The 17,855-nt window shown below is 70.7% G+C and carries 20 protein-coding genes; 5 read left to right on the top strand and 15 right to left on the bottom strand.

Features of this window, described 5'->3' with window-relative positions; genetic code table 11:
* Positions 1-66: 66 nt before the first annotated feature.
* From hisF to hisD, 9 genes are read right to left on the bottom strand one after another with little or no spacing between them, the layout of a single operon-like run.
* Entirely contained in the window at positions 67-837 is a 771-nt protein-coding gene (hisF, locus tag AB0395_RS07440; RefSeq protein ID WP_366277957.1) for an imidazole glycerol phosphate synthase subunit HisF, read from the bottom strand.
* Positions 838-847: 10 nt separating this feature from the next.
* Complete coding sequence (locus tag AB0395_RS07435) at positions 848-1,276, bottom strand: RidA family protein (protein ID WP_366277955.1); 429 nt, start codon at positions 1,274-1,276, stop codon at positions 848-850.
* A 17-nt stretch (positions 1,277-1,293) separates the two neighbouring features.
* Positions 1,294-2,025 carry a bifunctional 1-(5-phosphoribosyl)-5-((5-phosphoribosylamino)methylideneamino)imidazole-4-carboxamide isomerase/phosphoribosylanthranilate isomerase PriA gene (gene priA / locus AB0395_RS07430; protein WP_366277953.1) on the bottom strand — a complete coding sequence of 244 codons (732 nt, stop codon included), beginning with the start codon at positions 2,023-2,025 and terminating at the stop codon, positions 1,294-1,296.
* A 4-nt stretch (positions 2,026-2,029) separates the two neighbouring features.
* Complete coding sequence (locus AB0395_RS07425; RefSeq protein WP_366277951.1) at positions 2,030-2,371, bottom strand: hypothetical protein; 342 nt, start codon at positions 2,369-2,371, stop codon at positions 2,030-2,032.
* Positions 2,372-2,425: 54 nt separating this feature from the next.
* A complete protein-coding gene (gene hisH, locus AB0395_RS07420) occupies positions 2,426-3,061 on the bottom strand; it encodes an imidazole glycerol phosphate synthase subunit HisH (RefSeq protein ID WP_366278118.1) in 636 nt (211 codons plus the stop codon).
* Positions 3,052-3,207, bottom strand: a complete 156-nt coding sequence (locus tag AB0395_RS07415) for a hypothetical protein (RefSeq protein WP_366277949.1) — start codon at positions 3,205-3,207, stop codon at positions 3,052-3,054. Before AB0395_RS07415 ends, hisH begins: the two co-directional genes overlap by 10 nt.
* 25 nt (positions 3,208-3,232) lie before the next feature.
* Complete coding sequence (gene hisB / locus AB0395_RS07410; protein ID WP_366277948.1) at positions 3,233-3,853, bottom strand: imidazoleglycerol-phosphate dehydratase HisB; 621 nt, start codon at positions 3,851-3,853, stop codon at positions 3,233-3,235.
* Positions 3,850-4,920: a histidinol-phosphate transaminase gene (locus AB0395_RS07405; protein ID WP_366277946.1), complete on the bottom strand. Its 1,071-nt coding sequence runs from the start codon at positions 4,918-4,920 to the stop codon at positions 3,850-3,852. Before AB0395_RS07405 ends, hisB begins: the two co-directional genes overlap by 4 nt.
* On the bottom strand, positions 4,917-6,224 hold the full coding sequence (gene hisD / locus AB0395_RS07400; protein ID WP_366277945.1) for a histidinol dehydrogenase: 1,308 nt from the start codon (positions 6,222-6,224) through the stop codon (positions 4,917-4,919). The genes AB0395_RS07405 and hisD overlap by 4 nt, the downstream gene beginning before the upstream one ends.
* 99 nt (positions 6,225-6,323) lie before the next feature.
* Here hisD and ybaK point away from each other — a divergent pair, with 99 nt between their 5' ends.
* Together ybaK and AB0395_RS07390 are read left to right on the top strand one after the other, a co-directional pair.
* Entirely contained in the window at positions 6,324-6,821 is a 498-nt protein-coding gene (ybaK, locus tag AB0395_RS07395) for a Cys-tRNA(Pro) deacylase (protein ID WP_366277943.1), read from the top strand.
* Positions 6,822-6,900: 79 nt separating this feature from the next.
* Positions 6,901-8,292, top strand: a complete 1,392-nt coding sequence (locus AB0395_RS07390) for an amidase (protein WP_366277942.1) — start codon at positions 6,901-6,903, stop codon at positions 8,290-8,292.
* 15 nt (positions 8,293-8,307) lie between these two features.
* On the opposite strand, the gene AB0395_RS07385 is transcribed toward AB0395_RS07390, so the two are convergent.
* Positions 8,308-8,724 carry a hypothetical protein gene (locus tag AB0395_RS07385; protein WP_366277940.1) on the bottom strand — a complete coding sequence of 139 codons (417 nt, stop codon included), beginning with the start codon at positions 8,722-8,724 and terminating at the stop codon, positions 8,308-8,310.
* A 142-nt stretch (positions 8,725-8,866) separates the two neighbouring features.
* Positions 8,867-9,415: a hypothetical protein gene (locus AB0395_RS07380; RefSeq protein ID WP_366277938.1), complete on the bottom strand. Its 549-nt coding sequence runs from the start codon at positions 9,413-9,415 to the stop codon at positions 8,867-8,869.
* 106 nt (positions 9,416-9,521) lie between these two features.
* On the opposite strand from AB0395_RS07380, the gene murA reads away from it, so the two are divergent.
* Together murA and AB0395_RS07370 are read left to right on the top strand one after the other, a co-directional pair.
* Positions 9,522-10,838: a UDP-N-acetylglucosamine 1-carboxyvinyltransferase gene (gene murA, locus AB0395_RS07375; RefSeq protein WP_366277936.1), complete on the top strand. Its 1,317-nt coding sequence runs from the start codon at positions 9,522-9,524 to the stop codon at positions 10,836-10,838.
* Positions 10,839-10,890: 52 nt separating this feature from the next.
* Positions 10,891-13,203 carry a transglycosylase domain-containing protein gene (locus AB0395_RS07370; RefSeq protein ID WP_366277934.1) on the top strand — a complete coding sequence of 771 codons (2,313 nt, stop codon included), beginning with the start codon at positions 10,891-10,893 and terminating at the stop codon, positions 13,201-13,203.
* A 138-nt stretch (positions 13,204-13,341) separates the two neighbouring features.
* Here the strand turns inward: AB0395_RS07370 and AB0395_RS07365 are convergent, their stop codons facing one another.
* On the bottom strand, positions 13,342-14,658 hold the full coding sequence (locus AB0395_RS07365; RefSeq protein ID WP_366277932.1) for a serine hydrolase domain-containing protein: 1,317 nt from the start codon (positions 14,656-14,658) through the stop codon (positions 13,342-13,344).
* Between the two features lie 171 nt (positions 14,659-14,829).
* Entirely contained in the window at positions 14,830-16,125 is a 1,296-nt protein-coding gene (locus AB0395_RS07360) for a serine hydrolase domain-containing protein (RefSeq protein WP_366277930.1), read from the bottom strand.
* 305 nt (positions 16,126-16,430) lie between these two features.
* Here AB0395_RS07360 and AB0395_RS07355 point away from each other — a divergent pair, with 305 nt between their 5' ends.
* Entirely contained in the window at positions 16,431-16,676 is a 246-nt protein-coding gene (locus AB0395_RS07355; protein ID WP_366278127.1) for a hypothetical protein, read from the top strand.
* Here AB0395_RS07355 and AB0395_RS07350 read toward each other — a convergent pair.
* Entirely contained in the window at positions 16,604-16,819 is a 216-nt protein-coding gene (locus tag AB0395_RS07350) for a serine hydrolase (protein WP_366277928.1), read from the bottom strand. The genes AB0395_RS07355 and AB0395_RS07350 overlap by 73 nt on opposite strands.
* Positions 16,816-17,817, bottom strand: coding sequence for a hypothetical protein (locus tag AB0395_RS07345; RefSeq protein ID WP_366277926.1), 1,002 nt, complete (start codon positions 17,815-17,817; stop codon positions 16,816-16,818). Before AB0395_RS07345 ends, AB0395_RS07350 begins: the two co-directional genes overlap by 4 nt.
* Positions 17,818-17,855: the final 38 nt, after the last annotated feature.

Genomic DNA, 17,855 nt, shown 5'->3' with positions numbered 1-17,855 from the left:
AGACGGCCGGAGCCTGCTTCACCCTCGCCTCCGCACGACGCCCCTCAGCACCGCACAACGACACCCTCAGCGAACCGGATGCCCCGCCTGACGCAACGCGTCCTTCACCTCACCGATCTTGAGCTGCCCGAAGTGGAACACCGACGCCGCCAGCACCGCGTCCGCGCCCGCCTCGATGGCCGGCGGAAAGTCCGCCAGCGCCCCGGCGCCGCCACTGGCGATCACCGGCACCGAGACCACCGCCCGCACGGCCCGGATCATCTCCAGGTCGTAACCGTCACGGGTACCGTCGCCGTCCATGGAGTTGAGCAGGATCTCTCCCGCGCCCAGCTCGGCACCACGCTGGGCCCACTCCACGGCGTCAATGCCGGTACCTCGGCGCCCGCCGTGGGTGGTGACCTCGAAGCCGGACGGCGTCGGCGGCCCGTCGACGACACGCCGGGCGTCGACCGACAGCACGATGCACTGCGCGCCGTACCGCTGGGACGCCTCGGTCAGCAGCTCGGGCCTGGCGATCGCCGCGGTGTTCAGCCCGACCTTGTCCGCGCCCGCCCGCAGCAGCTTGTCCACGTCCTCGACCGAGCGCACTCCCCCGCCGACGGTCAGCGGGATGAAGACCTGCTCGGCGGTCCTGCGGACCACGTCGTACATCGTGGACCGGTCGGAGCTGGAGGCCGTGATGTCCAGGAACGTCAGCTCGTCCGCCCCTTCCGCGTCGTAGCGGCGGGCCAGCTCGACGGGGTCTCCCGCGTCACGGAGGTTCTCGAAATTGACGCCTTTGACCACCCGCCCGGCGTCCACGTCCAGGCAGGGGATCACTCGTACCGCGACACTCACCAAAAACTCCTCACTGCCGGCGTTCCCGGCCCGACTCGCGGTATGCCTCGACCTCGGCCTCGACCAGCATGCGCGGGTCGATCAGGCCCGCGACCCGCACGCCCGTGCAGGTGGGACGGACCTCGCCGAACAGCTCCGCGTGCGCCCTGCCGACCTCGTCGTAGTGGTCGTCGTCGACGACGAAGTAACGGACCCTGACCACGTCCCCCCGGGACAGGCCCGCCTTCTCGATGGCGTCGAGCGCGACGCCGAAGGCGGTCAGCGACTGCCGGTAGGCGTCGCCGACGTGCAGGACCTCACCGCCGACCGTGGCGGTGCACCCCGAGACGATCACCCAGGGACCCGCAACGACCGCGCGGGCGTAGCCGTACCGTTCTTCCCAGACGCCGCCGCTGAACACCCGGGAACCCGAGCGGCGGCTCAGCGTGTGCTCTCTCACGTGGCGCTCCTCAGGTGTCACGTGACCGGTCGGCTCACCGCGGCCAGGGCGTCCTCAAGGGTGAACGCCTGGGCGTACAGAGCTTTGCCGACGATCGCGCCCTCGACGCCGATCGAGACCAGCTCCGCCAGGGCGCGCAGGTCCTCCAGCGAGGAGACGCCGCCGCTGGCGACCACCGGCTTGTCGGTGCGGGCGCAGACCTCGCGGAGCAGGTCGAGGTTGGGGCCGCGCAGGGTGCCGTCCTTGGTGACGTCGGTGACGACGTAGCGCGGGCAGCCGTCGCGCTCGAGGCGCTCCAGCACCTCCCACAGGTCGCCGCCCTCCTCTGTCCAGCCACGCGCGGCGAGGGTGGTGCCGCGCACGTCCAGGCCGATCGCGATGCGGTCGCCGTACTCGGAGATGATCCTGGAGCACCAGGCGGGGTTCTCCAGTGCCGCGGTGCCGATGTTGACGCGACGGCAGCCGGTGGCCAGCGCCGCCTCCAGCGAGGCGTCGTCGCGGATGCCGCCGGACATCTCGACCTTCACGTCGAGCGCGGCCACCACGGAGGCGAGCAGCTCACGGTTGGACCCCCTGCCGAAGGCGGCGTCGAGGTCGACCAGATGAATCCACTCAGCGCCCGCCTCCTGCCAGGCGAGCGCGGCGGAGAGAGGGTCGCCGTAAGAGGTCTCGGTGCCTGCCGCCCCCTGGACCAGGCGGACCGCCTGGCCGTCGGCGACGTCCACGGCGGGCAGCAGCTCTAGCGACATCTGATCAGGACCTCCGGTCGAAGACAAGGGTGAAGAAAAGTGGCACGAAGAGTGCCGAGAGAACGAACACGCCGAACCGTGCGGCCCACGAGGACCACAGCAGCCAGGCGATGGCCTGCACGATGAAGAACAGGACCGCCACAAGGCCGTTTTGCGCCCTGCGGCGGCGGGCCATGATGCCCCCTTGGACGGCGATCCTGACGGGTCTGCCGGGCAGGAGCGCGGTGAGACGTCCGACGCGCTCACGCCGCCGCGCCAGCCTGGTCTCCCGCTCCGCGCGCAGGGCGGCCTGCCGGGCCTGTTCGGCCTCGCGTGCCGCCCTGCGTCTTGCCCGCTCCCTGCTCATGGACCGCTCACCGAAGAGTTCACCGCACGCTCGGCCGCGGGCTCGCGTGACGGTTCACTTGAGGGTGCCCAGCCAGTTGGTGAGGAGCTGGGCTCCGGCGTCGCCCGATTTCTCCGGGTGGAACTGGGTGGCCATCAGCGGGCCGTTCTCCACCGCGGCGACGAACGGGACACCGTGCTCCGACCAGGTGACCAGCGGGTCGGTGAACCCCGGGCCCGCCTTGAGCTCCCAGGTGCGCACGCCGTAGGAGTGGACGAAGTAGAAGCGCGTCTCGGGGTCGATCCCCTCGAACAGCACGGTGCCCTCGGGAGTGCTGACGGTGTTCCACCCCATGTGGGGCAGGACCGGCGCGTCGAGTTGCTCGACGGTGCCCGGCCACTCGCCGCATCCCTCGGTCGTGACGCCGTGTTCGACGCCCGTCTCGAAGAGGATCTGCATGCCGACGCAGATGCCGAGGACCGGCCTGCCCGCGGACAGGCGGCGGTCGATGATCTGGTCACCGCGTACGGCGCGCAGCCCGGCCATGCAGGCCGCGAAGGCGCCAACGCCGGGAACGACGAGGCCGTCGGCCTCCATCGCCTGCGTGTAGTCGGAGGTCACCGTGACGTCGGCGCCGACCCTGGCCAGGGCCCGCTCCGCGGACCGGAGGTTGCCCGATCCGTAGTCAAGAACCGTTACGTTCACCACCAGAGCACCGCCGCGGTAGTCGCCATGGCCGCGAGCACGGCGAGCAGCACCGCGCCCATCTTGAGCCCCTGCTTGAGGAAGGAAACGATCCCGCCGACCAGGAAGAGGGCGACGAAGGCCATCGCGACGGCCGTCCAGTTGTCGCTCACGTCTGCCCCTCCACCGGCCGGACGGTCACAGGACGCCCTTCGTGCTCGGCACCCCGGTGGCGCGGGGGTCGGGCTCCGAGGCCTCCCGCAGCGCCCTGGCCAGGGCCTTGAACTGCGCCTCCACGATGTGGTGCGCGTTGCGGCCGTAGGGCACGTGAACGTGCAGGCAGATCGCGGCCTGTGCGACGAACGACTCCAGGATGTGCCTGGTCATCGTCGTGTCGTACTCGGGGCCGATCATCGGGGCCATGCCCTCGGGCTCGGTGTGCACGAGGTACGGCCTGCCGGACAGGTCGACCGTGACCTGCGCGAGGGCCTCGTCCAGCGGGCACGATGCACTACCGAAACGCCTGATGCCCGACTTGTCGCCCAAGGCCTCGCGGAACGCGGCGCCCAGCGCGAGCGCGGTGTCCTCGATCGTGTGGTGCGAGTCGATGTGCAGGTCGCCCTCGGTCTTCACGGTCAGGTCGAACAGGCCGTGCTTGCCCAGCTGGTTCAGCATGTGGTCGTAGAACCCGACCCCGGTGGACACGTCGACGTATCCGGTGCCGTCGAGGTTGACCTCGACCAGCACGGACGTCTCCTTGGTCGCCCGCTCGACACGACCGAGGCGCCGGGTGGACTCGGCTCCGGCAAGACTGCTCACAGGGTTCCTTCCAGGGCGGCGCGGAAGGCCGCCATCTCCTCAGCCGTTCCGATGGAAACACGCAGCCATCCGGGCGGCCCGACCTCGCGGATCAGCACCCCGCGCTCGAGCATGCCCTGCCAGACGGCGTGTCTGTCGGGGAAGCGGCCGAACAATACGAAGTTGGCATCCGAGTCGGCGACCTCGAGCCCCCTGGCCCGCAGCCACCCGACCGTCGCGTCACGCTCGGCGCGCAGCGCGTCGACGGTACCGAGCAGCTCGGCCCGGTGGGCGAGCGCCACACGCGCCGCCGCCTGGGTGAGCGTCGACAGGTGGTACGGCAGCCGCACCAGCAGCAGCGCCTCGATCACCGCAGGATGCGCGGCGAGGTAGCCGAGCCGGGTGCCCGCCATGGCGAAGGCCTTGGACATGGTTCGCGTGACGATGAGCCGGGGGTTGTCCGGCAGCAGGGTCAGCGCCGACGGCGTGCCGGTGCGGGCGAACTCGAAGTAGGCCTCGTCCACGATGACCATGCCGGGCGCGGCCTCGACGATCCTGGCGATCACCGCCGGGTCGAGCGCGGTGCCGGTCGGGTTGTTCGGCGAGGTCAGGAAGACCACCGCGGGCCGGTGCTCCTCGATCGTGGCGACGGCCTTGTCCGGGTCGATCCCGAAGTCGTCCTCACGCGCCCCGGAGATCCACTCGGTCGACGCCCCGGTGGTGATGATCGGGTGCATCGAGTAGGAGGGCTCGAAGCCGAGCGCGCTGCGCCCGGGACCGCCGAAAGCCTGCAGGATCTGCTGGAGCACCTCGTTGGAGCCGTTCGCGGCCCAGACGCGCTCGAAAGTCAGGCCGTGGCCCAGATAGTCGGCCAGCTCCCGGCGCAGCTCGACGGCATCGCGGTCGGGATAGCGATTGAGCTCTCCCGAGTCGCGGCGTACGGCCTCCGCCAGGTCGGCGACCAGCGCCGCGGAGGGCCCGTAGGGGTTCTCGTTGGTATTGAGCCGCACCGGGACGTCGATCTGGGGCGCGCCGTACGGCGAGCGCCCCCTCAGGTCGTCGCGGATGGGCAGGTCCTCGAGCCTCATGCGGGGATCTCCCAGTCGAACCTGGCACGGACGGCGGCCCCGTGCGCGGGCAGGTCCTCGGCGTCGGCCAGGACGCACACGTGCGCGGCGGCCTCGGCCAGGGCCTCGCGGCTGTAGTCGACGACGTGGATGCCACGCAGGAAGGTCTGCACCGACAGACCCGAGGAGTGACAGGCGCAACCGCCGGTCGGCAGCACGTGGTTGGAACCCGCGAGGTAGTCGCCGAGCGAGACGGGCGCGTAGGCACCGACGAAGATCGCTCCGGCGTTGCGCACCCGAGCGGCGAGCGCGGCCGCGTCAGCGGTGTGAATCTCCAGATGCTCGGCGGCGTAGGCGTCGACGACCCGCAGCCCGGCCTCCATGTCGTCGACCAGCAGGATGCCCGACTGGCGCCCCGACAGGGCCTCGGCGACGCGCTCGCCGTGCTTGGTCGCCGCCACCTGGCCCGGCAACTCGCGCTCGACGGCATCGGCCAGCTCAGCGGAGTCGGTGACCAGGACGGAGGCGGCGATCGTGTCGTGCTCGGCCTGGCTGATCAGGTCCGCGGCGACGTGCACCGGGTCCGCGGTCGCGTCGGCGAGGATCGCGATCTCGGTGGGCCCCGCCTCGGAGTCGATGCCGATGACGCCCTTGAGCAGGCGCTTGGCCGCGGCGACCCAGATGTTGCCGGGGCCGGTGACCATGGTGACCGGCTCGCACTCCTCGGTGCCGTAGGCGAACATCGCCACCGCCTGGGCGCCGCCGACGGCGTAGACCTCCTCGACCCCGAGCAGGGCGCACGCGGCCAGGATCGTCGGGTGCGGCAGCCCGCCGAACTCCCGCTGGGCGGGCGAGGTGACGGCCAGTGAGGAGACCCCGGCCTCCTGGGCGGGGACGACGTTCATGACGACGCTGGAGGGGTAAACCGCCCGGCCGCCCGGGACGTACAGGCCGACGCGCTCGACGGGGACCCAGCGCTCGGTGACGGTTCCGCCCGGCACGACCTGGGTGGTGACGTCGGTGCGCCGCTGGTCGCGGTGGACGAGGCGGGCGCGGCGGATCGACTCCTCAAGCGCGGCCCTGATCCTCGGGTCGAGGTCCTCCAGCGCCCCGGCGATCGCCCCGGCGGGCACCCTGGTGGACTCAAGCTCGACGCCGTCGAACCTGGCGGTGAGCTCCCGCACGGCCGCCACACCACGATGATGCACGTCCTCGCAGATCGGCCGCACCTTGTCCAGGGCGGTTTCGACGTCGAGATCGGCACGGGGCAGCACGGCGCGGAGGTCCTTCGGCAGGGCCCCGCGCAGGTCGGTACGAGAAATCACCCGTCTAGTCTACGGAGGTCCCGCACCCGCTCTCGTTCCGTCCACCATCCGGACACGCCCTTTACATTGTAGATTTTATCCGGCCACTACACTCGCCCTGTGAGCAAGAGCAGGAACAAGGGCGGCCAGGGAACCCCGGCGACGGTCGCGCTGACCCAGGCCAAGGTCGACTTCACCCTCCATCCCTACGAACACGACGCAAACGCCCAGGCCTATGGCGAGGAGGCGGCCGACGCGCTCGGTGTGCCGTACGAGCAGATCTTCAAGACGCTCGTGGCCGAGGTCGACGGCGGTCTCGCGGTCGCGGTCGTGCCGGTCTCCGGCAAACTGGACCTGAAGGCCTTCGCGGCGGCGCTGAGAAGCAAGCGGGCCGCCATGGCCGAGGCGGCCAAGGTTGAGCGGGTCACCGGCTACGTGGTCGGCGGGATCAGCCCGCTGGGGCAGCGCAAGCGGCTGCCGACCGTGATCGACGCCTCGGCCCTGGAGTTCGGGACGATCTACTTCTCCGCCGGACGCAGGGGGCTGCAGATCGAGACGGCCCCCGCCGAGCTGGTACGGCTGACGCAGGCGACCACCGCCCCCATCGGCAAGTTGTGAGATCGAGGGTTGCCGACGCGTCCGCGCCATGACTTCGGCGAGACTCGGGCTGAGGGGCCGTACGTGATCGGGAGAGCAGATGTTTTACCTGACCGCTGTCGAGATGCTGGAGCTGTTGCGGACCGGGCAGGTCAGCGCGGTCGAGTTGCTCCAGGCGCACCTGGACCGAATCGAAGAGATCAACCCGCGCGTCAACGCGATCGTCACGCTGACGGCCGAGCGCGCGCTGGCGGAGGCGGGTGAGGCCGACCGCGACCTGGCGCGGGGGCACTGGCGCGGACCGCTCCACGGGCTGCCGGTCGCGCACAAGGACCTGACGGAGACCGCGGGGATCCGCACCACGTACGGCTCGCCGCTGTTCGCCGACAACGTCCCCCTCCGTGACTCCCTCGTCGTACGGCGGATGCGCGAGGCCGGGGCGATCACGGTCGGCAAGACGAACACCCCCGAGTTCGGTACCGGTTCCCACACGGTGAACGAACTGTTCGGTGTGACCCGCAATCCCTACGACCTGTCGAGGTCGGCGGGAGGCAGCAGCGGTGGAGCCGCGGCCGCGCTGGCGGCCGGGATGGTCCCGCTCGCGGACGGCTCGGACATGGGCGGCTCACTGCGCAACCCGGCCTCCTTCTGCAACGTGGTCGGGCTGCGCCCGACCCCGGGACGGGTGCCCTCCCCCTCGCCGACCGCCGCGTGGTTCACCCTCGGCGTGCCGGGGCCGATGGCCCGCACCGTGGCGGACCTGGCGTTGCTGATGAGCGTGCTCTCCGGCTTCGACGCCGCCTCCCCCCTGTCGATCCCCCAGAGCGGCGCGGTCTTCGCCGAGCCGCTGGAGACGGACCTGACGGGACTGCGGGTGGCATGGAGCCCGGACCTGGGCGAGCTGCCGGTGGACGTGGAGACCGCGCGGGTCACCGCGGACGCCCCCGCGGTGCTCGCGGGCCTCGGCGCCCGGGTCGAACAGGTCAGGCTGGACCTGTCGGATGCCGAGGAGGCCTTCCGGATCTACCGGGCGTGGTACTACGCGCTGTCCTACAGCGGCATGCCCCAGGACAGGCTCGGCGCCAACGTGCGCTGGAACGTCGAGCAGGGCCTCGGCCTGACCGGCGCCGACCTGGCCAGGGCCGAACGGCTACGCAGCGGCCTCTACCGGCGGATGGACAGGTTCTTCGGCGCCCATGATTTCCTGCTGGCGCCGGTCAGCCAGGTGCCGCCGTTCCCGGTCGGCGAGCCGTACGTCTCGGAGATCAACGGGGAGCCGCTGCCCGACTACCTGGCGTGGATGCGCTCTGCCTACTGGATCAGCGTGCTGCACGCTCCGGCGATCTCCGTGCCGTGCGGCTTCACCCGGGACGGGCTCCCGGTCGGCGTGCAGATCGTCGGGCGCCCGTTCGACGACCTGGGCGTGCTGCGCCTGGCCCACGCCTTCGAGCGGGCCACCGGCCACGGCGGCCGCAGGCCCACGTTCAGCTGACCGGCACCGGGGTGGTCAGTGACGGCCGAACCGGTCGCCGACGCCCCCGACCCCGACTCCACCGGCGGGCTCCGGGCTCCGGGAGCGGCGGCCGACGTTGGAGAGGTACAGCACGAAGCATCCGGCCAGGCACGCGGCGGCCCCCGAACCAAGGAGCAGGGCGCCGGTGAACTGGGACTCGTACTCCTGCTGGTCGGCCTCGGCGAACCCGGTGTACCGCCCGGCCTCCCCCGTCACCTCGTCGTACCGCCCGGGATCGGTCTCCTTGAGCGTGTCCGCCTCAAGGAACAGCGCGGCCGCCTTCTCGCGATGCCCGTCGAGCCGTTCCTGCGTGGCGCCCGCCCGCAGGAACACCAGCACGCCCAGCCCCGCCAGGGCCAGGGCCGCGACCGCGAACCCCGCCGCGAACCACTTCCATCTCGCCGTTCTCATGGAAGGGGACCGTAGCCCGGCATCCGGGACGGCCGAACCCGCCGCCGGGGTGATCCGGTGTCCCCCGCCCGGATGATCCGTGACCCGCCCACCGCCGGGTGACGGCCGCGCGGGACGGGAGGCCCGACCTGTTTCCGCCGGCCTACCGGTCGCTGATGTCGTAGCTGGACAGCGGGCCGTAGGGGTCCTGGCCACCGAACGGGGTGCGCAGCGGCGAGTCGCGGTAGCCCGCGATGCCCTCGAGGGCGAAGAAGAGACCGACGGCCAGCGTGGGCCACGCGTACATGACACCGTGCGCGGTCAGGGCGAGCGGGCCGGGGAAGACGGACACGGCCTTGCCCGAGGCGGTGATGCTCGCCGGGGCGAGGTTGACGGCTCCGCCGACCAGCGTCGCGAGGTAGGACGCCAGCAGGCCGCCCGCGGCGAGGCCGAGGACGACGGCGAGCGGGCGCCCCCTGCGCGACAGGCTGTAGCCGACGGCGCCGCAGGCCAGCCCGATCGCGCCGGTGACCACGGCGAACCAGCCGTCGTCCGCGATGAGCGCCTGGGTCGAGGGGTCGGCCAGGAATGGCCCCTCCCCGGTCATGACGTACGGCGGGCGCGGCGCGAGCAGCGACCACAGGACACCGGCGACCACCCCGAGAAGGCCGAGCACCAGAACGGTGACGGCGAAGTCGCGCGCGTGCCGCAAAGTATCCCCCTACCCGCTGTACTGATGTCTGTACTGATGTGCCCGATGTTACCGATCCCGGGTCGTCTTCCCGGAGAGTCAGGACGAATCCCGTTACGCTGTCCGGGTGAACGAAGAGGTATGGCTGATCGAACCCTCCGGGCCGCTCCGCGGCGACGTCGAGGTCCGCGGGTCCAAGAACGCCGTGTCCAAACACATGGTCGCCGCGATGCTCGGCCTCGGTGAGAGCACGATCCACAACGCCCCCGACGTGGGCGAGGTCGGGATCACCGCGCAGATGCTGCGGGCTCTCGGCATCAACGTGGAGATCACCCCTCGTGAGATCAGCGTCTCCCAGGGAGAGAAGATCAATCCGCATGTCCCCGCGGCGTTCACCGGCCTCAACCGGATCCCGATCCTGATGCTGGGCCCGCTGCTGCACCTGGCGGGCGAGGCCTTCGTGCCGCTGGTCGGCGGTGACCCGATCGGGCGCAGGCCGGTCGACTTCCACGTCGAGGCGCTGCGCGCGATGGGCGCGGAGGTCGAGGTGAGCGACACCGGGGTCTACGCGAAGGCGAAGCGGCTGCGCGGCACCCGGATCGAGCTGCCGTACCCGAGCGTGGGCGCGACGGAGACGATCCTGATGTCGGCGGTGCTCGCGGAGGGCAAGACCGTCCTCAAGGGCGCGGCCATGGAGCCGGAGGTGGTCGAGCTCGCCCTGTTCCTGCAGCGTATGGGCGCGCGCATCGAGCTCAGCCCGGACCGGCGCATCGTGATCGAGGGCGTCGAGCGGCTCCGCGGCGCCTCGACCTGGCTGAACGGTGACCGGATCGAGGCGTTCTCCTACCTCGCGGCCGGTCTGATCACCGGTGGCGAGGTCCGGGTGCACGGGTGCCCGCAGGACCGCCTGGTCACCGCCATCACCACCCTCGCCAGGATGGGCGCGGAGATGGACATCACCGACGACTACGTGTCGGCATCGGCGCCGGACGGGCTGCGGGCCGCGGCGGTGCAGACCGACACGCATCCGGGGTTCATGACCGACTGGCAGACCCCGCTGATGGTGCTGTTCACCCAGGCCCAGGGCATGTCGGTGCTGCACGAGACGGTGTTCGAGAACCGCCTCGTCTACGTGCCCGCGCTGCAGAAGATGGGCTGCGAGATCGAGGTCTTCGACGTGTGCCTCGGCGGTCCCGCGTGCCGCTACCACGACACCAACGCCAAGCACTCCGCGGTCGTGCGGGGAGTGTCGAAGCTGCGCGGCGCCGACGTGACGCTGCCCGACATCCGGGCCGGGTTCTCCGCCGTGCTGGCGGCCGCCGCGGCCGAGGGCACCTCGACGCTGCGCGGGGTGCACCACATCGAGCGGGGCTACCACCGCCCCTTCGAACAGTTCGCCTCACTGGGCCTGCAGGTCAGCAGGGAAGAGGTCCGGGAAGGGTAAAGATTCACGGCCGGGTGTTTGTCCTTGGTCATCCGGCCGCACGTTACTATCCGTGACATTGCGATCATCCGAGGTGAGGCGCGGCCTCGCCGTGTGCGCGAGCGGGCTGGTGGCCTGCGGCGTGCTCGGCGGGCTGCTGGTCGCCGCGGCGGCCCTGCCGGTGGTCGGCGGCGCCGGCATCACCACCAACAGGGTCGCGCGCACCTTCATCGACCTTCCGCCCAGCCCGCGTGAGGATCCGCTCCCCGAGCGGACGGTGCTCCTGGACAAGAACGGCAAGCAGTTCGCCCAGTTCTACATGGAGAACCGGAAGATCGTGAAGCTCGACCAGGTCGCCCCGGTCATGCGCGAGGCGATCGTGGCGATCGAGGACTCCCGCTTCTACGAGCACGCGGGCCTGGACATCAAGGGGACACTGCGGGCCCTGGTGACCAACACCCAGGCGGGCGGGGTACGGCAGGGCGGATCCTCCCTCACCCAGCAGCTGGTGAAGAACATCCTGGTCGAGGGCGCGGAGACCGAGGCGGAGCGGGACAGGGCACGTGAGCCGAGCATCAGGCGCAAGCTCAGCGAGCTGCGCTACGCGCTGGCGATGGAGAACAAGTACACCAAGGCCGAGATCCTGGAGCGCTACCTCAACATCGCCTACTTCGGCGCGGGCGCGTTCGGAGTCGAGGCCGCCGCCCAGCGGTTCTTCTCCGTCTCCGCCTCGGAGCTGACCCTGCAGCAGGCCGCGACGCTGGCGGGCGCGGTGCGGACGCCGTACGCCACGGACCCGTCGCTCGGCACGCAGCGCAGGCGCCGCCTTCGGGAGCGCAGGGACATCGTGCTGGACCGGATGGCCCAGCTGGGGAACATCCCCGTGGCCCAGGCCGAGGCCGTCAAGCGCAGCCCGCTGAACATCCACATGAGGCCGGAGCCCGGTGGGTGCGCCGGGAGCGCCTACCCCTACTTCTGCCTCTACGTTCACCGGGAGCTGGTGAACAACCCGGCGTTCGGCCACAACCGGGCCGCTCGGGAACGCCTGCTGGCCAGGGGCGGCATCGTGCTGCGGACCACCCTCGACCCCCGGGCCCAACGGGCGGCGCAGCGGGCCATCTCCTCCCGGGTCTCGCCGAAGGACACCGAGGTCGCGGCGGAAGCGATGATCGAGCCGGGAACCGGGCGAATCAGGGCGATGGCGGCGAGCAAGAAGTACGGCGTCAACTCCGGCAACCTCAAAAACGGCCCCAGCACCACCTACAACCTGCCCGCGAACGTGGCGCACGGCGGCGGACAGGGGTTCCAGGCGGGATCGACGTTCAAGGCGTTCACCCTGGCGACCGCGCTCGGCAAGGGCTGGCGGTTCGACGACGGCTTCATGACCCCGGGCCGGTTCGTGCCCTCCGGTGGCTACTTCGACTGCCAGGGACACCGGGTGAACGACCCGAACGCCGAGATCTTCAACGCCAGTGGCGAGGGCAGCGGGGGGCCGCAGAGCATCTCGACCGGTACCTGGAAGTCGGTCAACATCTTCTACATGATGCTGGAGCGCAGGGTCGGCCTGTGCCAGGTGGTCAAGACCGCCAGGGCACTCGGGGTGGCCCGCGCCGACGGCACGCCGCTCCGCGAGGTGCCGACCTTCACCCTCGGGGTGAACGAGATGGACCCGGTGACGGTTGCGGGGGCGTTCGCCGCGTTCGCCGCGCGGGGCCGTTACTGCCACCCGATGGGCATCGTCGACATCGTCGAGCGGGACGGCACACACGTCGCGGTACCGCCGAGCTGTGTGCAGGCGATCGAGCGCGGCGTGGCCGACGCGGTGAACCATGTCCTGTCCGGGGTGTTCACGAAAGGGACCATGACGGGCCAGGACATCGGGCGCGACGCGGCGGGCAAGACCGGTACGAACAACGGCTACACCTCGGCCTGGTTCGCCGGGTACACCCCGGATCTGGCCGCCGCGGTCAGCCTGGGCGACATCAGGGGGTCCTACCGCTACCCGCTGCGCGACGTGACGATCGGCGGCGAGTACTACGGCCAGGTGCAGGGCGCCTCCCTGCCCGGCCCCATCTGGGTCTCCTCCATGGAGTCGGCCCTGCGGGACGTCTCCCCCACCTCCTTCCACCACCCGGACATGGGGCGTTTCGGCGGTGGCTTCACTCCCGGCATGGACAAGCTCCTGGAGGCCGAGAAGCAGAAGCACGGAGGAGATCATCGGGACGAGACCGGCCACAGCGGCGACTGGACCGGGGACCCGGCCGATGAGCGGGCCGGTGACCAGGCGGGCGGCCCCGGCGAGCGGCACGGCTTCCAGGGGGACCACGGTTACCGGGGGTGGAAGGCCCGCTGGAAGAAGTGGAAGCAACGCAGCCGCCACCGCTGAGCGCGCCGAAGGCCCCGTGTACGGCTCGGCGGCACACCGGGCCATACGGTCCCCCTGCCCGCGTCGCCACCTCGCACTTCACCGCCGACCCGACGCCGGGGTTGCGAGGCCGTCGTCCCCGTTGTCGGGCTCGGACGGCTACTTTTTGACGAGGAGCCGCTGGAGTGGGAGGGGCACGAACGGGGTGCCCTTCGCCAGGTGCGTGCCGGCCCCGCACAGGGCCTGGACCATGTGGGCTCCGAGCGCGCGGTCGATCGGATGCAGCGAGAGATCGCCGTTGTCGTCGAAGCGCTGGTACTCCGTCAAGTTGATCCCGAGGGAGAGCTGGCGGCGGCCGTCCTGGCTGGACAGGGAGAACGTGCCCATGCCGAACACTCCTCCGTTGTGGCCCCAGAACCGGCCACAGGGCAGATCCTGGGCGTAGATGCCCAGACCGTAGTTCATCAGGACATTGCCCTGGTCGTCGGTGACCGGCACCGTGGTCAGCATCTGGGCGAGCTGCGCCGGAGGCAGGAGGCCACCGCCGAGCAGTGCCCGGTAGAACCGATTGAGGTCGTCCATCGTCGAGACGATCGCGCCCGCGGTGCCTCCCCACGACATGTCGTAGACGCTGTAGTCACGCGGCGGGTCGATGAGCCCATAGAACGACTCGTACGCCTTGGAGTGCGGCCCCGGGATGGACGGCGTGCGCGGGAAGGAGGTGTCGCGCAACCCGGCCCTGCGGATCACGTTGCGGGTGATGTACTGCTCCGCCGGTTCACCGGTCACCTTCTCCAGCAGCAACCCGGCGATGATGTAGTTGGTGTTGGAGTAGGACCAGTGCTGTCCCGGCTCCCCCGTCCGCGGGGCCTCGAGGCCGAACCTCGCCAACTCCTCGGGAGAGAAGTGATGGAACCGGTTGTCGTCCAGGCTCGCGGTGGAGCCCTGGGTCAGGGAGGGAAAGGCTCCCTCGACGTAGTCGCCGATGCCGCTGGTGTGGTTGAGCAGCATCCGCACCGTGATCTGCCGGCCGAGCTCCCCCGGGACCAGGCCGGGCAGGTAGCGGGCGACGGGCGCGTCCAGGTCGACACGCCCCCGCTCGACCTGCTGGAGGATCGCCACCGCGGTGAAGGACTTGGTGACGCTGCCGACCCGATGGAGCATCCCGGGCCGCACCGGTCTGCCGGTGCGCACGTCGGCGATTCCGGCCGCCCCGCTCCAGGCCGCCTCGCCGTCCCGCACGCTGGAGTAGACGCCGTACATGCCCGCCTCGCGGACCGCCGCCAGGGTCTTGCCGAGCGCCTGGCGGTCGAGCGCGGCCGGGGAGGCCGGATCGGTGGCGGAGGGGGACGCCGGACCGGTGTCGGCCGTGGCCGCGGACGCGACGGGGGGCGCGACGACCCCCGTCACGAGCACCGTGCCCAGTCCGAGTCCGACGATCACGCACTTGCATCGGGAAGGCCATGCGAAGGTCATCGCCCGCTGTCTCCTCAGGTCGGAAGAAGGACACTGTGATCGTCGCAATCCACAGCGCCTCCCTCCTCCCCTTCACGAACGATCCGGCGTTACCCCGCAGGTCCTACCGTCGCCGGACGGGGTCAACCGTACGTATCACCGTACGGCCGGCGGGTATGACGCGCCCGCCGACTACCGCTTGACGAGGACCTGCTGGGTCGGGAAGGGCACGATGGAGGTGCCCTTCGCCAGGGTCGCGCCGGGTCCGCACAGGGCCTGGACCATGTGGGCTCCGAGCGCGTAGTCGATCGGGTGCGGCTGCAGGACGCCGTTGTCGTCGAAGCGCTGGTACTTCATCAGGTTGATCCCGAGGGAGAGCTGGCGGCGGCCGTCCTGGCTGGACAGGGAGAAGGTGCCCATGCCGAACACCGCTCCGTCGTGGCCCCAGAACCGGCCACAGGGCAGGTCCTGGGCGTAGATGCCCAGGCCGTAGTTGATCAGGACGTTGCCCTGGGCGTCGGTGACCGGCACCGTGGTCTGCATCTGGGTGAGCTGCGCGGGACCGATGAGCTTGCCGGTCAGCAGCGCCCGATAGAAGCGGTCGAGGTCGTCCATCGTCGAGACGATCGCGCCCGCCGTACCTCCCCACGACATGTCGTAGACGCTGTAGTCACGCGGCGGGTCGATGAACCCGTAGAACGACTCATACGCCTTGGAATGCGGCCCCGGAATGAACGGCGTGCGCGGGAAAGAGGTGTCACGCAGCCCTGCCCTGCGAATGACATTCCGAGTGATGTACGACTCCGCCCCTGTTCCGGTCACCTTCTCCAGCAGCAGCCCGGCGATGATGTAGTTGGTGTTGGAGTAGGACCAGCGCTCTCCCGGCTCCCCCGTCCGCGGGGCCTCGAGGCCAAACCTCACCAGTTCCCCCGGCGGGATGGCGCGGAAGCGGTTGTCGTCCAGGCTCGCGGCCGACCCCTGCGCCAGGGAGGGGAAGGCGCCGAGGACGTAGTCGCCGATGCCGCTGGTGTGGTTGAGCAGCATCCGCACCGTGACCTTCTGGCCGAGCTCCGGCGGCAGCAGCCTCGGCAGGTAGCGCGCGACGGGCGCATCCAGATCGACACGTCCCCGCTCCACCTGCTGAAGGATCGCGACCGAGGTGAAGGACTTGGTGATGCTGCCGATCCGGTGGAGCATCCCCGCCCTGACGGGGCGGCCGGTGTCCAGGTCAGCGGTCCCGGCCGCCCCGTCCCAGGCCGCCTCACCGTCCCGCACACCGGAGTAGACGCCGTACATGCCCGCCTCGTGGATCGCCGCGAGGGTCTTCTTGAGCGCCTGGCGGTCAAGCGCCGATGGCGCCACCGGGCCGGACCCCGGTGGCGCCGCCACCGCCGTCGCGGGCGGCTGCCCCGTTTCCGGCCCGGCCGCCTCGGCGGGCGCGACGGCACCCGCCACGAGCACCGCACTCAACCCGAGTCCAACGATCATGAGCCCACGTTGGGAACGCCGTGCGAAATTCATCGTCCGCTATCTCCCTGAAGTCGGAAACACGACTGGATCGGAAACACGACCCCTTCACGATCGCAATCCACCTCGTCCCCGGCCTCCCCATCCCGGATGATCCGCCGTTCCTTCGCAAGGACGACGACCCCCGGAACGGAGCCGCATACCGGCCAGTGAAAACGGCGTGGAGGGCTTTTCACCTGCCACGCAGGGTAACCACGCTCATCCGCAAGACGTCCCCGGGGCTCTTCTCAGGGGACGCACCCGAATGCCCTCTTTGGCAGGCTCAGGTGAGACATCGGGAGGAGTGGAGCCTGGACGACGTCACCTTCGACATCGACACCTGGCCCGGCCTGTCAACCTTCGTCGAGATTGAAGGACCGGACGAGGCCACGGTCCGGCGAGCCGCGTCCCTCCTCGGGTTCGACTACTCCGAGGCCCGGTTTGGCAGCGTCGACGAGATTTACAAGAGCGAGATGGGCCGGGACATCCTCGCCGAACCCACCCTTCTCTTCTCCCAGGCGGACAAGGCGTAGAGGATGTAGTCGGCGATCCCGCTGATGTGGTTGAGCGGCATCCGCACCGTGATCTTCTCGCCGCGCTCCCCCGGAATCAGCTCGGGCAGGTAGCGCCCGACGGGCGCGTCCAGGTCGAGACGGGCGTGCCGTACGGCGCTCACCGCGTGGCCACCGGGGAGGATGCCCCCCGCACCAGCGGGACCGGGGCGCCCGAGCCGTCGGCGGGGACCGACCAGACGTCCCCGCCCCTGGCGTACATCACCGTGCGCTCATCGAGCCAGGCCGCCTGGTCGTCGACGTTCGCGGTCTCGGCCAGCGGCGTCTCCTTCATCGTGGACAGCTCCAGCAGGTGGAGCCGCCACATCCTCCGGGGGTCGGAGGAGACCCGTTTCTTGAACACCAGGCGGGTCCCGTCCGGCGACAGCGACGGGCACTCGACGTTCTCCCTGAGGGTCCGCGCCCGCCATCGGCCGTAGTCGCCCTCGACGAGGTAGGTCTTCCCGCCGGTGGCGACGGTCGCGTAGAAGCGGTTGTCGTCGGCGGCGAAGGTGACCCCCCAGTAGTTCACGTCCGGCGCGTGGTAGCGGCGGCCGTTCAGGGTGAGCGGGATGTCCTCGATGTTGGTGACGGCGTAGCCGGTGCGGGTGTCGAGAATGCCGGTCCAGGTGGAGAACTTCCCGTCGCTGTAGGAGTCACCGGTGACGAACACGGTCCACGACACCATCCGGCCGCTCGGCGAGACCCTGGCCCGGTTCGGGATCCCGGCCAGCTTGATCCGGCGGGTCTCCCTTAGGGACCGGTCGAGGATCACCGCGTCCGTGGTGACCAGCGCCCCCGGCCTGGCGACGAGGCAGACCGACGTGCCGCCCGCCGTGGAGAACCTGTTACAGGTCAGGCCCAGGGGGACGGGGGCCGCCGCGGGGTCGTCCTGCGGCACCCCGGCGACCTGGCCGCGGGCCGTACGGAACAGCAGCCGCCCGGCCCCGGGCGCGCCGCCCGCCGCCCCATCCCCCGCCTTCGCCCCCGCCGCCGTGACCGGGGCGGAAACGGAGGCGGCGGCGGTGTCCCGGCGCGCGGCCCAGGCCGTGTAACCGGCCGCCGTGCCGCCGAGGACGGCGACGGCGGCCAGCAGCACCGTCAGGCGCCTGAGCGGGGTCATGGGCGTCTCCTCGCCGTGTGCCGGGGGGCGGTCCCCCG

The organism is Streptosporangium sp. NPDC051023 (assembly GCF_040689595.1).
In the GTDB taxonomy this organism is placed as follows: Bacteria; Actinomycetota; Actinomycetes; order Streptosporangiales; family Streptosporangiaceae; genus Streptosporangium.
Note: the sequence above shows the minus strand (reverse complement) of the source record. Positions and strands in the feature narration are given on the sequence as shown.

Bases quoted from the DNA above. Each gene is read 5' to 3' on its own strand.
- AB0395_RS07360 (WP_366277930.1), bottom strand. From the start codon at position 16,125: ATGATCGTTGGACTCGGGTTGAGTGCGGTGCTCGTGGCGGGTGCCGTC.
- AB0395_RS07365 (WP_366277932.1), bottom strand. From the start codon at position 14,658: ATGACCTTCGCATGGCCTTCCCGATGCAAGTGCGTGATCGTCGGACTC.
- AB0395_RS07425 (WP_366277951.1), bottom strand. From the start codon at position 2,371: ATGAGCAGGGAGCGGGCAAGACGCAGGGCGGCACGCGAGGCCGAACAG.
- AB0395_RS07345 (WP_366277926.1), bottom strand. From the start codon at position 17,817: ATGACCCCGCTCAGGCGCCTGACGGTGCTGCTGGCCGCCGTCGCCGTC.
- priA (WP_366277953.1), bottom strand. From the start codon at position 2,025: ATGTCGCTAGAGCTGCTGCCCGCCGTGGACGTCGCCGACGGCCAGGCG.
- AB0395_RS07385 (WP_366277940.1), bottom strand. From the start codon at position 8,724: ATGAGAACGGCGAGATGGAAGTGGTTCGCGGCGGGGTTCGCGGTCGCG.
- AB0395_RS07390 (WP_366277942.1), top strand. From the start codon at position 6,901: ATGTTTTACCTGACCGCTGTCGAGATGCTGGAGCTGTTGCGGACCGGG.
- AB0395_RS07405 (WP_366277946.1), bottom strand. From the start codon at position 4,920: ATGAGGCTCGAGGACCTGCCCATCCGCGACGACCTGAGGGGGCGCTCG.